13 protein-coding genes are annotated in these 14,475 nt (G+C 63.5%); 2 read left to right on the forward strand and 11 right to left on the reverse strand.

The features are described from left to right. Positions 1–75: 75 nt before the first annotated feature. The 3 genes from XI02_RS27570 to XI02_RS27580 form a co-directional block, all read right to left on the reverse strand. Positions 76–504: a hypothetical protein gene (locus tag XI02_RS27570; protein WP_018272271.1), complete on the reverse strand. Its 429-nt coding sequence runs from the start codon at positions 502–504 to the stop codon at positions 76–78. Positions 505–593: 89 nt separating this feature from the next. Further along, complete coding sequence (locus tag XI02_RS27575) at positions 594–2,771, reverse strand: xanthine dehydrogenase family protein molybdopterin-binding subunit (protein ID WP_018272272.1); 2,178 nt, start codon at positions 2,769–2,771, stop codon at positions 594–596. A gap of 3 nt (positions 2,772–2,774) precedes the next feature. Continuing rightward, positions 2,775–3,236: a (2Fe-2S)-binding protein gene (locus XI02_RS27580; RefSeq protein ID WP_016843894.1), complete on the reverse strand. Its 462-nt coding sequence runs from the start codon at positions 3,234–3,236 to the stop codon at positions 2,775–2,777. A 182-nt stretch (positions 3,237–3,418) separates the two neighbouring features. Between XI02_RS27580 and XI02_RS27585 the strand changes: the two genes are divergently transcribed. Continuing rightward, on the forward strand, positions 3,419–4,300 hold the full coding sequence (locus XI02_RS27585) for a LysR substrate-binding domain-containing protein (RefSeq protein WP_016843895.1): 882 nt from the start codon (positions 3,419–3,421) through the stop codon (positions 4,298–4,300). A gap of 43 nt (positions 4,301–4,343) precedes the next feature. On the opposite strand, the gene XI02_RS27590 is transcribed toward XI02_RS27585, so the two are convergent. The 7 genes from XI02_RS27590 to coxB form a co-directional block, all read right to left on the reverse strand. Further along, positions 4,344–4,781: a DUF5658 family protein gene (locus XI02_RS27590; protein WP_016843896.1), complete on the reverse strand. Its 438-nt coding sequence runs from the start codon at positions 4,779–4,781 to the stop codon at positions 4,344–4,346. A 710-nt stretch (positions 4,782–5,491) separates the two neighbouring features. After that, positions 5,492–6,400 carry a heme o synthase gene (locus tag XI02_RS27595; protein WP_016843898.1) on the reverse strand — a complete coding sequence of 303 codons (909 nt, stop codon included), beginning with the start codon at positions 6,398–6,400 and terminating at the stop codon, positions 5,492–5,494. A gap of 139 nt (positions 6,401–6,539) precedes the next feature. Beyond that, positions 6,540–6,947 (reverse strand): cytochrome C oxidase subunit IV family protein, encoded by a 408-nt coding sequence (locus tag XI02_RS27600; RefSeq protein WP_026192933.1) that lies wholly within the window; start codon positions 6,945–6,947, stop codon positions 6,540–6,542. Between the two features lie 8 nt (positions 6,948–6,955). Beyond that, on the reverse strand, positions 6,956–7,678 hold the full coding sequence (locus tag XI02_RS27605) for a heme-copper oxidase subunit III family protein (RefSeq protein WP_016843900.1): 723 nt from the start codon (positions 7,676–7,678) through the stop codon (positions 6,956–6,958). A gap of 14 nt (positions 7,679–7,692) precedes the next feature. Beyond that, on the reverse strand, positions 7,693–8,397 hold the full coding sequence (locus tag XI02_RS27610; RefSeq protein ID WP_016843901.1) for a cytochrome c oxidase subunit 3: 705 nt from the start codon (positions 8,395–8,397) through the stop codon (positions 7,693–7,695). Continuing rightward, complete coding sequence (ctaD, locus tag XI02_RS27615) at positions 8,394–10,169, reverse strand: cytochrome c oxidase subunit I (RefSeq protein WP_018272275.1); 1,776 nt, start codon at positions 10,167–10,169, stop codon at positions 8,394–8,396. The genes XI02_RS27610 and ctaD overlap by 4 nt, the downstream gene beginning before the upstream one ends. A gap of 83 nt (positions 10,170–10,252) precedes the next feature. Next, positions 10,253–11,086, reverse strand: coding sequence for a cytochrome c oxidase subunit II (gene coxB, locus XI02_RS27620; protein WP_018272276.1), 834 nt, complete (start codon positions 11,084–11,086; stop codon positions 10,253–10,255). A gap of 546 nt (positions 11,087–11,632) precedes the next feature. On the opposite strand from coxB, the gene XI02_RS27625 reads away from it, so the two are divergent. Further along, entirely contained in the window at positions 11,633–12,529 is an 897-nt protein-coding gene (locus XI02_RS27625; RefSeq protein ID WP_026192934.1) for a DUF2189 domain-containing protein, read from the forward strand. A gap of 310 nt (positions 12,530–12,839) precedes the next feature. On the opposite strand, the gene XI02_RS27630 is transcribed toward XI02_RS27625, so the two are convergent. Continuing rightward, entirely contained in the window at positions 12,840–14,441 is a 1,602-nt protein-coding gene (locus XI02_RS27630) for a S10 family peptidase (protein WP_018272278.1), read from the reverse strand. Positions 14,442–14,475 lie beyond the last annotated feature (34 nt).

Raw genomic sequence — 14,475 nt, forward strand, 5'->3', positions numbered from 1 at the left:
GAACCGCGTGAGCGGCATGCAAAGGCACGCGCGCCGTCTGGCGCACGCGTCAACGATCAGGCGCTTGCGCGCCCGTCAGACGTGGGTTCGAGGCGGATGGTCGGGAGGTTTGGCACCAAGGCCGTCAAGCAGGCGGTCGTCACGGGCGGCGATCCGGCTCCGCAGCGGCTCGCGCTCGACCAGCGACGCTGTGCCGGCGGGCACCGGTAGCGAAACGCTCAGCATGCAGAGCGCGAGGAACGGACAGTCGCCGCAGCCCTTGCTTTTGCTCTGGTCCGGACAGCACGGCATGTCGTCGGCCATCTCCTGCCCGGACATGGTCTCGACGGACACGGCCTGATGCGACATGGCCTGTCCAGACATGGCGTGATCGGACATCGCCTGCATCGCAGCAGCCGATGCATCCGGCATCATCCGGGCAAATGCCGGCGCCACGGGCGCGAGCAACAGCCCGGCCGCGACTAGCAGCAGAATCCAGAGATTGGCGAGCCGCCTCAAATGCATGCCCGCTTCTCGCACGGATCTGTGCACGGCGCAAATCCGTCCGGCTTCACGATCGCGCCAGCACCCCGGCTGACATTCTCACCCGCGGCTTACGTCTGCTTCAACACCGCCGGATCGACCGGCATCTTGCGCAGCCGCTTGCCGGTCGCCGCGAAGATCGCGTTGCTGATCGCCGGCACGATGCCCGAGGTTCCGGTCTCGCCCATGCCGCCGGGCGGCTCGGTGCTCGGGACGATATGGACCTCGATCGCCGGCGCCTGATCGATGCGCAGCATCTGGTAGCTGTCGAAATTGCTCTGCTCGACGCGGCCGTCCTTGAGCGTGATCTCGCCGTAGAGCGCCGCCGTGACGCCGAAATTGATGCCGCTCTGCAGCTGCGCCTGCACCGTGTCGGGATTGACCACGGTGCCGCAATCCATCGCGCAGACGACGCGGTGGACGCGGACCGAGCCGTCCCTGGCGACCTCGACCTCGGCGACCTGCGCGAGGTAGCTGCCGAACACGAATTGCAGCGACACGCCGCGTCCGCGCCCGGCCGGCAGCTTGCCGCCCCAACCGGCCTTGGCCGCCGCGAGCTCGAGCGCCGCCTTGGCGCGCGGCGACTTGCCGAGCAGCGCGCGGCGATAATCGACCGGATCCTGCTTCGCCGCCGCCGCCAGCTCGTCGATCACGCTTTCGGTGACGAACACGTTGTGCGAGGGCCCGACGCTTCGCCAGAACGCGGTCGGAATGCCCGGCGGCTCGACCCGGACATATTCGACGTGGAAGTTCGGGATGTCGTAGACGAGATCGATCGCGCCTTCCGTCGTGTCGGGGTCGAGCCCGTTGCGGAACGCCGGCGGCGCCCATCGCGCCAGCACCGACGAGCCGGCGAAGCGGTTGTTCCAGGCGACCGGCTTGCCGGATGCATCGAGCCCGACCGCAATCCGGTCGCACCAGTAGGGCCGGTACATGTCGTGCTGGATGTCCTCCTCGCGGGTCCACACCAGCTTGACCGGCGCATCGACCTGCTTGGCGATCTGCACCGCGCGAATGACGCCATCGACCTCGAGCCGGCGGCCGAAGCCGCCGCCGAGCAGGTGATTATGCACCACCACCTTCTCCGGCGGCATGTTCAGCACCTTCGCGGCCACCGCCTGCGCGCGCGAGAGCGCCTGGCTGCCGACCCAGATCTCACAGCCATCGGGGCGCACATGCACGGTGCAGTTCATCGGCTCCATCGTCGCATGGGCGAGGAACGGCAGCTGATAGGTCGCCTCGACTTTCGTCGCCGCGCCTGCCATCGCCTTGTCGGCGTCGCCGATATTCTGCGCGACCGCGCCCGGCTTCGTGGTGGCGGTTTCGAGCTCGCGCGCGATATCCGATGTGGCGAGCTTGGCGTGGGCCCCCTCGTCCCACTCGATCGTGAGCGCCGCGAGACCCTTCTTCGCCGCCCCCATGTGGTCGGCCACCACCGCGACGGCGTCGTCGAGCGTCACGATCTGGCGCACGCCGTTGACGGCTTTTGCCGCCGCATCATCGACGCGCTTCACCCGCCCGCCGAACACCGGCGACTGCGCCAGGGTCGCGATCTTCACCCCGGGCGGCCGGGCGTCGATGCCGTAGACCGCCGTGCCGTTGATCTTGGAGGGCGTATCGAGCCGCTTGGCCGGCGTGCCGATCAGCTTGAACTCGGACGGGCTCTTCAGCGTGACATTCTCCGGCACCGGCATCTGCGCCGCGTCGGTCGCCAGTTCGCCGTAACCCAGCTTGCGTCCCGAGGCTGCATGATGCACCTCGCCGTTCTCGGCGCGGCATGTCCCAGGCTCGACGTTCCAGCGTTTCGCCGCGGCTGCAACCAGCATCGCCTTCGCAGTCGCGCCGGCTTTCCGCATCGGCTGCCAGGCGCCGCGCATCGCATTCGAATTGCCGGTGGCCTGCACGCCGAGCAGCGGGTTGGCGTAGAGCTTGTCGCTCGGCGGCGCGTGTTCGAGCCGGACCTGCGTCAGGCCGATCTCGAGTTCCTCGGCGATCAGCATCGGGATCGAGGTGTAGGTGCCCTGCCCCATCTCGACATAGGGCATGGTCAGCACGACCTTGCCGTCGCCGCCGATCCGGACGAAGGCGTTCGGCGCGAAGCCGTCGGAGGCCGCCGCCTCGCTCTCGCGGCCCGCGAACGGCAGGCTCACGCTGAGCAGCAGGCCGCCGCCCGCGATCGCGCCGGCGCGGAGGAAGTTGCGCCGCGACAGGTCAGCAGCGCGCTCGGACAGATTGTCGATCAGCGTCATGGCTCAACCTCCCGACTGCGCGGCTTGCTTGATGGCTTCGCGAATGCGGACATAGGTGCCGCAGCGGCAGATATTGCCGGACATCGCGTCGTCGATATCGGCATCGGTCGGCTTCGGCTTGCTCGCGAGCAGCGCGGAAGCCGACATGATCTGCCCGGACTGGCAGTAGCCGCATTGCGGCACCTCATGCGCGAGCCATGCGTCCTGGATCTTCTTGCCCGCCGGCGTGTTGCCGACCGCCTCGATGGTCGTGATCTTGGAGTCGCCGATGCTGTCGATCGTCGTGATGCAGGAGCGCACCGCGCTGTCATCGAGATGCACCGTGCAGGCGCCGCACAGCGCCATGCCGCAGCCGAACTTGGTGCCGGTCATGCCGAGCACGTCGCGCAGCACCCAGAGCAGCGGCGTATCGCCATCGGCATCGACCTGATGACTGGTCCCATTGATCGTGATCTGGAAAGGCATCCTGACACTCCTGTCTGGTTCAAGTCCTGGGCGGGATCGCGTCCCTCCGGGCGAAATCGGCAGCATTTCGAAGCAATCGCACGGATCATCGCGCCGATTGCTCACTTATGGTAATAAATACAATTCCAGCGCCGTATAAGCGACGCTTTGATCTGCAGTGAAATAACTATTGGTTTATAATCATGGATCGACTGACCAGCATGTCCGTGTTCGCCCGCGTCGCCGATCTGGGCTCCTTCACCGCGGCGGCCAAGGAGCTGCGGATGTCGCCGACCATGATCGGCAAGCATATCCGTTTTCTCGAGGACCGGCTCGGCTCGCAATTGATCAACCGGTCGACCCGGCGGCAGGGCCTCACCGAGCTCGGCCGCAGCTATCTCGATCACTGCAGGCAATTGCTGGAACAGGCCGAGGCCGGCGATGCGCTGGTCGAGGAGGCCCTCAGCGCACCGCGCGGCAAGCTCCGGATCGCGACCTCGGTCGCCTTCGGATCGTACAGCCTGGCGCCCGCGCTGGTCCGCTTCATGAAGAAGTATCCGGAAGTCTCGGTCGACCTCATCCTCAGCGACAGGATGGTCGACCTGCTCGAGGAAGGGCTGGATGCGGCGATCCGGGTCGGCACGCTGACTGACTCCACCATGATGTCGCGCTCGCTGTCGCCCTATACCGGCGTGGTGTGCGCCGCGCCGAGTTATCTCGCCGAACGCGGCACGCCGACCCATCCGGCGGATCTCGCCCGCCATGAATGCCTGCGCTACCCCGGCTGGTCGGACGGACAGCGATGGACCTTCTTGGGGCCGGAGGGCGAAGTGCATGTCGATGTCGCGAGCCGCCTCTTCATCAACAGCGCGTTCGGCATCCGTTATGCGGCGCTGGCCGGCGCCGGCATCGTGCTGATGCGCGACGAGCTGCTTGCCGACGATATCGCCGCAGGACGGCTGCAGGTCCTGCTGCCGAACTACACGACGCGGGCCCGCGCGCGCCAGATCCTGTGGCCGAAGCACCGCAAGATGACGCCGAAGCTCCGCGCGCTGATCGACTTCATCGTGGAGACGTATGGGTGAGACAGATCGATCCTTCGGTTCACGCTCGAAACGTGAATTGAGGTTAGTTCGTGCCTGCTATGATGAGAAGATTGTTGAGTACGGGCGTGGAGCAAAACGCCGCCACGATCGCAATATTGTAAGGGTTATTGCTGCGCCAAAGCAGCCACATCATGAAATAGGTCAAACCGAGCTTCGGGATAAGCCACCAGGGGCCGAGCCATGTCTGAGCGACATGCATGAACGGGTTCAGCTCGCCGAGGCCGAGATTCAGGATTGTGTTCGTGGTGTATAGGTCGGCGATGCCAAGAAGCAGGACGGACAGCACGAGGAGCGTCTTGGCGAGGTAACGCGGCCCCAGAATAATCTCGTAAGCAAAAGCGACGCCCTCCGGGACGTTCCGCTTGAACCACGACTGCGCGGCGTCATTGGTCGCGAAAACCTTCAGACGCTCCGGCTCGCCAACGGGCTTGCTTGTGTCGGTATAGACCCAGACTTTCATTCGATGCTCAAATAGCTCTTTTCAAATCATAAGACGTATCATCTGCCGCAATGGTCCGCTCCGGAGACGGCTCTGCCGTCGCCGCAAGGATTGATTCCGGAGAGTGGAGGTGCCGCTTCTGGGCGATTCAATCGTTGCGTCGCTTCAGGTCCATGCGTCCGATGCGTTCATCAATCAGTCGATTTAGTCTCTCGTCCCGCAATGAATTCTTCCTAAACAGCCCGCCATGCAGCCGATAGGCAAGAAGAAGCAGGACAATAGCAGTGCTCCCGAGATAGTAGGACCAGTCCATCGTTGAACCGCGCCTGGCTGCTGCAATGGGCGAAGCTTAGGGCGAGCTTGTCCTACTTGTCCAACGCTATCCTGTGCGCCGCACCTGTCCGTACCCGCTGGATTGGCCTGATTTATGCTTGGAGATGGCCACATGCGGAGGACGCGCGATGAGGCGGGACCTTTTGGTGATCTGCGGCGGAATGCTGGCCACGGGCGCTATCGCCTGGATCTTGTTCGGTAACCCGGCGAGCGTGCCACGTATGCACGGGCTCCAGACGATGTCTGCCGATCAAGACGACCAAGACCTGAGACGCGTCTCCCAGCGAAGTCCATATATGCGAGACGAGCGCTAGGGCCGTCCCCGGCGGGTGCCCCGCGAAATTCAATCACTGAGCTGTCCGATGGCGCAAGGCGGCTGTCGATTCGAATGCGTCCAGTCAGTGGGACTGAGCGTAGGGCGCAGCATTCATCAGCAGCGCCCCGAAAAGCAGGACCAGATAGAGCATCGAAAACACGAACAGGCGACGAGCGGGCCGCCTTTCCTTGTCGTGGCTCCGGCGTACCTGCCATGCGAGAAAAATCATGATCGCTCCCAGCGTCACCGCAGCCGCGCCGTAGACGGCTCCAGCAAACCCCAGTGCACAAGGCAGCAGTGAGGTCGAAACAAGAAGGGCGCTGTAGAGAAGAATCTGGCGCTTTGTTTCGGCCTTGCCGGCCACGACCGGCAACATCGGCACTCCGGCGCGGGCATACTCTCCAGCAAGATTGAGCGACAGTGCCCAGAAGTGGGGTGGCGTCCAAAGGAAGATGATCAGAAACAGGATGAGCGGCTCGAGCCCGATATGTCCTGTGACCGCGACCCAGCCGATCACCGGAGGGAGCGCGCCGGCGGCACCGCCAATGACGATATTCTGCGGGGTTCGGCGTTTGAGCCACATCGTGTAGACGACAACGTAGAAGAAGATTGTAAAAGCAAGCAGCGCAGCAGCGGCCATGTTCAGCAAGGTGCCGAGGGCGAGGACGGCGCACGTGCCGAGCATCAATCCGAAGACCAATGCTTCCGGGCGCGATACGCGGCCGCTCGGAATTGGACGGATGGCGGTACGTGCCATCATCGCATCGATGTCGGCATCGTACCACATATTGAGCGCGCCTGCAGCGCCGGCGCCCGCAGCGATGCAAACAAGAGCAGCGAACCCGATGAAGGGATCGATGCCCCCCGGTGCGACCATGAGACCGACCAGTGCGGTAAAGACGACCAGCGACATCACGCGCGGTTTCGTCAGTGCGACGTAGTCTCCGATGTTGGCATAGCTCCGGCGACGAATTGAACGATTGATTTGCACGAGATTAATTCCTCGTCAGTTCGAAAAGCCATCGGTTGAAGGCCCTCTTCGCAGGGTGCCGGACGATGCGGCGAGGCCTCCGCCTTCAGGATGTCTTGCCTCGTCCAGCACGACCGATGTGGTCATGGCCGCCCCATTTCTAGCTTGCTGGTGCGAAGAACATGACCCGAAGCAGGTGCGTATAGTCGGATTCGAACACCATGATCCCCACAAAAACCAGCACCAGCACCGGCGGCAACAGAATGGCATAGGCCAATGCCAACCGCTCCCAGGCCATGTGCATGAACACGGCGACGATCAGGCCGGCCTTCAGCACCATGAACAGCAGGATCAGCGACCATCGCAGGTGGCCATGGATACCAAAATAGTCGACGAGATAGGAGCAGGTGCTGAGCACGAACAACCATCCCCAGACCACGAGATAGAGCTTGATCGGGTGCTGCTGGCCCTCCGCATGCGCGGCGCCCGATGCCACCGCGCCATGCACATAGCTGTGTAGCACATGCTGTGCTGCCTGCCCTTCCACATGTACCGCTGCTTCTGTCATGCGCGACCTCACCAGAGATAAAAGAAGGCAAAGATGAACACCCAGACCAGATCGACGAAATGCCAGTACAGGCCCATGATTTCGACGATCTCGTAGTAGCCCTTGCGGCTCGTGAAAAAGCCGCGCCGCTCGACGTCGAAGTCTCCCCGCCAAACCTTTCGCGCGATCACGATCAGGAAGATCACACCGATGGTCACGTGGGTGCCGTGGAAGCCGGTGATCATGAAGAAGGAAGCGCCAAATTGCGGTGCGCCCCACGGGTTGCCCCAGGGCCGCACGCCCTCCATGATCAGCTTGGTCCATTCGAAAGCCTGCATTCCGACGAACGTCGCGCCAAATGCCGCGGTGACCAGCATCAAGGCTGCGGTTTTGACGCGATCCCGGCGGTAACCGAAGTTGACGGCCATCGCCATCGTCCCGCTGCTGCTGATCAGGACGAAGGTCATGATCGCGATCAGGATCAGCGGGATGTGCTGGCCGCCGATATTGAGCGCGAAGACTTCGCTGGGATTGGGCCACGGCACGGTCGTCGACATTCGCGCCGTCATGTACGACAGCAGGAAGCAGCTGAAGATGAAGGTGTCGCTCAGGAGGAAGATCCACATCATGGCCTTCCCCCACGACACGTTCTTGAACGCGCGCTGGTCCGAGGCCCAGTCGGCGGCGATGCCTCGCAGTCCGGGCGTCGTTCCGGGCAGCGCCTTGGGGGTTGCGAGTGTGGTTTCGGTCATCGCGTCCTGCCTCGCTAGGTGAGCAACTGGCGACAGATGTCGACGAAATTGTCGGTCCAGCCCGTCAGCAGACCGAGCAGGACCAGCCATACCAGCAACAGGAAATGCCAGTAGATGGTACAAAGCTCGACGCTCAGGCGCATCTGCGTCATCGGCGCGCCGCGCCACAGTTTTACGGTCGCCCTGCCGAGCGCCACCAGGCCGCCGGTCACGTGCAGCCCGTGGAGCGCGGTGATCAGATAGAAGAAGGAATTGGCCGGATTCGACGCCATGACATAGCCGGCGACGTTGAGCTGCTGCCACACCACGAGCTGCCCGATCAGGAACATCACGGCCGATGCACCGCCGACCAACAGGCCCGCGATCAAGCCCTCATGGTCGTCGTGGCGCGCGGCCATCAGCGCCCATTGCAGCGCCACGCTGCTGATGACGAGGACGCCGGTGTTGAACCACACCAGCCTCGGCAGCGGCAGCTCGCGCCAGTCCACCATGGTGGTGCGCATCGAGTAGGCGCTGATCAGGAGCGCGAACAGCGAGCCGACCACCGCGAGAAAGACACCAAGGCCGATTTTCGCCGCCGGCACCGAAGAGCCGAGATCGCCGCGAAGATCGACGGCAATGCCCTGCTCCAGCCACGGCTTGGCGGCCAGCCGTTGCTGCGAGAGCCACCATCCCGCGATCGCTGCAATCGTAGCAATGAACAGGACGATGGCACTCACGGATGGGCTCCCTGGGCCAGCACCTTGGCCGGCGGTTCATTCTGCGGGATGAAGTCTCTCGCGGAACCGGGCACGCTGTAATCATAGGCCCAGCGATAGACGACGGGGAGCTCCTTGCCCCAGTTGCCGTGCCCCGGCGGGGTCTCCGGCGTCTGCCATTCCAGCGAGGTGGCACCCCAGGGATTGCCGCCCGCCTCTCTTCCCTTGAACAGGCTCCAGACCAGATTGAACAGGAAGACAAGCTGGGCGAAGCCGACAATCAGCGCCGCCACGCTCATGAACGCATTGAGGTCATGGGCGGATGCCGGGACGAACGAGGTCTCGCCGATGTCGTGATAGCGGCGCGGCATCCCGAGCAGGCCGAGATAGTGCATCGGGAAGAACACCGCATAGGCCCCGATGAACGTCACCCAGAAGTGGAAGCGTCCGAGCGCATCATTGAGCATCCGCCCGGTGACCTTCGGATACCAGTGATAGATCCCGCCGAACACGGCCATGATCGGCGCAATTCCCATCACCATGTGGAAGTGCGCGACGACGAACATCGTATCGGACAGCGGAACATCGACGACAACGTTGCCGAGGAACAGCCCGGTCAGGCCGCCATTGACGAAGGTGACGATGAAGCCGAGCGCAAACAGCATCGGCACCGTGAGATGGATGTCGCCGCGCCAGAGGGTCAGCACCCAGTTGTAGACCTTGATCGCGGTCGGGATCGCGATGATGAGCGTCGTGGTGGCGAAGAAGAACCCGAAATAAGGGTGCATGCCGCTGACATACATGTGGTGCGCCCACACGACGAAGCTCAGCGCTCCGATCGCCACGATCGCCCAGACCATCATGCGATAGCCGAAGATATTCTTGCGCGCGTGCGTGCTGATCAGATCCGAGATGATGCCGAACGCCGGCAGCGCGACGATGTAGACTTCGGGGTGGCCGAAGAACCAGAACAAATGCTGGAACAGGATCGGGCTGCCGCCGCCATACTTGGTCAGCTGGCCCATCTCGACCAGTGTCGGCATGAAGAAGCTCGTTCCAAGGAGGCGGTCCAGCAGCAGCATCACCGAGGCCACGAACAGCGCCGGGAACGCCAGCAGCGCCATCACGGTCGCGGTGAAGATGCCCCACACCGTCAGCGGCATGCGCATCAAGGTCATGCCGCGCGTGCGCGCCTGCAGCACCGTCACTACGTAATTGAGCCCGCCCATCGTGAAGCCGATGATGAACAGGATCAGCGAGGCCAGCATGAGAACGATGCCCCAGTCCTGCCCGGGGGTACCGGACAGAATCGCCTGGGGTGGATAAAGCGTCCAGCCGGCACCGGTCGGCCCGCCCGGCACGAAGAATGTCGCGGCCAGCACCAGCACCGCGAGCAGGTAGACCCAATAGCTCAGCATGTTCACATAGGGGAAGACCATGTCCCGCGCGCCGACCATCAGCGGGATGAGGTAGTTACCGAAGCCGCCGAGGAACAGCGCCGTGAGCAAATAGATCACCATGATCATGCCGTGCATGGTGATGAACTGAAGGTACTGATTGGCATCGATAAAGGAGAATGTGCCGGGAAATCCCAGTTGCAGCCGCATCATCCACGACAGCACCAGCGCAACCATTCCGATCGACATCGCCGTGATCGAGTACTGGACGGCGATCACCTTGGCGTCTTGCGAAAAGACGTACCTCGTCCACCAGCTGTGCGGATGGTAGAGCTCGACCTCACCTACTTCGGCGGGCGGGATGCCTGCGACCTGATCAAACGGGATATCGACCATCGGAATACCCTCCTCGGTCTTCCGCTCAGCGACGAGTTCACGTCATATCCGGCCGAACATCCGGCCGATCCTCGTCGGCATGTTCATTCGCTGCCAGTCTTGTACGCCGCCTTCGCGACGTTGCGCTGGCCGGACAAGGCGGCGAACGTGTGCTGCTTGTCCAGCCACGCGTGATATTCCTTCTCTTCTTCCACGACGACCTTGCTGCGCATCTGTGCGTGCGCGGCACCGCAAAGCTCCGCGCAGAGGACGTCGAAGGTTCCGGTCCGGGTCGGCGTGAGCCAGTAGTAGGTCACCGAGCCGGGGATCATATCCATCTTCGCCCGGAACTCGGGGACGTAGAAATCATGCAGGACGTCGATCGAGCGGAGCAGCACCTTCACCGGCTTCCCGACCGGCAGATGCAGATCCTCGTTTTGCACGACGATGTCGTCCTGCCCGTTCGGATCATTGGGATTCAACCCGAGTGGATTGTCGGAGCTGATCAGGCGTGCATCTGAGGTGCCGAGCCGGCCGTCCTTTCCCGGAAGCCGATAACTCCACATCCATTGTTGTCCAACGACCTCGACGTCGGTCGCGTCGTCGGGAACGGTGACGAACTGGTGCCAGACGACGAGGCCGGGCGCCAGCATGGCGACGACGCCGATCGCGGTGCCGATGCTGAGCCACCATTCGAGCTTCTTGTTCTCGGGATTGTAGTGGGCGCGCCGTCCCTCGGTGTGGTGAAAGCGCAGGACGCAATAGGCCATGAACACGATCACCGTGCAGAACACCGCTCCGGTGATCCAGAATGTCAGGTTGATGGTGTGGTCGATATAGCTCCAGTTCGAGGCAATCGGGGTCCACCACCAGGGGCTGTAGAGGTGAAACAGCACCGAGGCGACGGCAACCAGGAGCAGTAAGATCGCTACAGCCATCCCTCATTCCTCCTTGCCATCGAAGGCTGCGGAGACGAACGAAAGGGCGGAGCTCACGTCAGAGGGATGGTCTCACGTTCACCATCACCGTGGCTTTTGCCTCGCCCATTCTGCCGGTCACGATGCTGGGACATGACAAAAACTCAACGTCACGGCCGCAACCTCATCGGAGCTGGGGGCGTCAACCATCAACATGGTACCCATCGAGGCGGACGTCAATAGAGGAGTAATGCCCGCCCCTGTCCGGCGCGTGCTGCCGGGAATGCATGGGATGCCGCGAACACTGATCGGCCCTCCCGTCTCGCATGGTGCATCGCAAGACATCGCTTGTGCAGCTGCACAATTCTCCCGACCGCATTCGCCACCTTGCTTCTGCCGCGCATCGGACTAGTTTTACCGGACCGGTTGCGACAGATGTCGTCCGGCAAGCTCCTTCTGGTTGAATCTGATTTGCCGGACTCAGTCGCGATTTTCGCGCATGAGGCGGATGTGCGTGTGTTGATGGCGCTCCGTTCCCCTGCGGCCACAAGCAAGGAGACCGGAACCATGACCACGGTGTTCGCACGACCCAAGCTGCAATTGTTTGGCGTCTCTACCGCCTTCGTCGTTCGCAAGATCAGCCTTTCCGACCTGGGCGACGCGCTGCGCCTCGGCTGGGAAGACTTCAAGGCCATCCCGACCCACGCAATCGTCCTGTGCGTGATGTATCCGGTGCTCGGACTTGTCCTGTTCAGACTTGTGCTTGGCTATTCGGTGCTGCCGCTGCTGTTTCCGCTCGCCGCCGGCTTCGCCCTGATCGGTCCTTTCGCCGGACTCGGCCTCTACGAACTGAGCCGACGACGCGAACGCGGAGAGGAGCCAGGAGCCTGGGATGCAATGCAGGTGCTGCGCGCGCCGTCGTTCGGCGCCATGTTCGAACTCGGCGTTCTCCTGTTCGTTCTGTTCGGGGTCTGGATCGCCACCGCGGACGCGATCTACATCATGACGTTCGGCTATGCGCCGGCTGCGAGCATCCCTGATTTCGCAAAGCGCGTGTTGACGACGCCCGAAGGCTGGTCGCTCATCATCGTCGGATGCGGCGTCGGCTTCCTTTTCGCCTTGGTTGCCCTGTGCGTCAGCGTCGTCTCATTTCCACTGATGCTCGACCGTCATGCGACAGCGATCGATGCGATCCGCACCTCGATACGAGCCGTGATGATGAATCCAATTGAGATGGCCGCGTGGGGATTGATCGTTGCGGTATTGCTGGCCGTGGGCTCACTGCCGTTCTTCGTCGGCCTCTGCGTCGTTCTGCCGGTGCTTGGTCATGCGACCTGGCATCTTTACCGGAAGGTGGTCGAGCCCGACCGGAATCCTCCGCAAGAAGAGCCCCGCCCGCCGATCGGTCACCGCTACGCGGCCGACTTCCCGGCCTCCCTCTTCCCATGGAGCCGTGAGCGCTAAGCGTTTTTTGAGCGAAGCATGTCGCGAGAATGCGGGTGCATGGCACCGATGCTGCAACAATTGGGTGTCGTCCCGGCCTGATGCGTAATTGCGCACGGGGGGCCGGGACGACGAATGTGGATGTCGGCCGTGCCACACAATCGATGTCGTCCTGGCGAAAGCCAGGACCCATTCCCCCAAATGGCACTTGTTGCGCGACGCTGGGGCCACGATCCCGCTCACAATCGAATCCAGTGGTAATGGGTCCTGGCTTTCGCCAGGACGACGACCGTATTTGCAGCGACGGCGCAATCCACGCCGCCACATCCCCTCACCTCATCAGCGCCTCGACCTCCTTGCGGAAGGCCTGGCGCGAGCCGTCGCGGGAGTAGAACATGTGGCCGCCGGGATAGACCGCGAGCCTGGTGCGGCTCGGGCCCGCGAAGGCTGGCAACTGGTCGAGGATGATCTTCGAGGCGAAGTACGGCGTGGCGAGATCGAACAGGCCGTGGCCGACCAGGAGTTTCAGGTTGGGGTCGAGCGCCAGCGCCTGGCGGAGCTGCGTCACCGACTCCGCCGGACTGATGCCGTGACCGAACTCCCAGGCCTTGTTCACGCTCTCGCTGAGCAGATGATAGGAGCCGTCCGGCCGCCAGTTCAGCTTGCGCGTGGTGAGGTCGACGGCGGCGCTGGTCAAGGGCGCCATCAGGGGATCGCCGGACGGATCGTTGAAGCGGAAGTAGCTGGAATCCGGATAGGGATCGAAGCCCTCGACCGAGGCGTCGTAGCGGCCGGTGACCTTGCCGTTCTTGCGATCGAACTCGCGGCGGAATTCGCCGATGTCGAAACGGCCGGCGAGCCTGCGGCTCACCGCCTGATCGATCCCGGTCAGGCTTGCGACCTTGTCGGCGAGCCGCGTGGTGGCCTCGGTGTCGGCCTGCCCCCTGACGAGGTCGAGCAGGAAATCGCCGCGCGCGTAACTCTCGACGTCGGCGAGATCCTCGCGCGTCACCGGGCCCTTCGCCTGTCGCGCGACCGCCGCCATGGTCGGCAGGCTTGCGACATATTGCAGGAGGCTGGAGCCGGTATATTCGCGGAAATCGAGCACCGGCGAGATCAGCACCAGGCCGCGGACGCCGACGCCCTGCTGCATCTGCAGATTGCGTACCACCTTGGGTCCGCGAATGCCGCCATAGCTTTCGCCGACGAGATATTTCGGCGAGGTCAGCCGGTCGTATTTCTCCAGCCAGCGGCGGATCACCAGCGCGACCGAATTGGCGTCGCCGTCGACGGTGAAGAAGCGCTTGCGCGCCTCCTCCGACGTCGTGACGAAGCGGCTGTAGCCGGTGCCGACCGGATCGATGAAGACGAGATCGGTGAAATCGAGCCAGGTGTCGGCATTGGCCTGCAGCTCGGGCGCGGCCGAGGACACCGCGCCGTCGAACGGCAGCCGCCACGGCCCGATATTGCCCAATTGCAGCCAGGCCGACGCGGAGCCCGGACCGCCGTTGAACAGGAAGGTCACCGGACGGTTCGCCTTCTCGGCGCCGTCGAGCTGGTAGGACGTATAGGCGATGTCGGCGAGCGGTTCGCCCTTGTCGTCGAACACGCGGATCGAGCCCGCGGTCGCGCTGAAGTTAAGGGTGCGGTTCGGCAGCGCGACCGATTGCTTGGTCGTGGAGTCCGGCGGCAGGCGGTGCTGCTCGGCGGTCGAGCCGCTGGCCGCGGCGTTGGCGCCGGAGCCGGCCTCGCCGCCGCGTCCTGCCCGCCCCTTCTGACCGCTCGGGTTCTGGCCAGCTGGGTTCTGGCCGCCTGGGGCCTGCACGCTCGGCGACGGCGATGGCTGCGGGGTCTCGTCGTCGGCCCGCGCCGCGGTCGCAAGACAGGCCACCAGCAACGCCGCGGCGAGCCGTGTCGCAAGACTGTTAGCCATATCGTTCACTCCCTGCGCCCCGATTTACGCAACC

The sequence above is a fragment of the Bradyrhizobium sp. CCBAU 21365 genome, assembly GCF_015291305.1.
GTDB lineage: Bacteria > Pseudomonadota > Alphaproteobacteria > Rhizobiales > Xanthobacteraceae > Bradyrhizobium > Bradyrhizobium elkanii.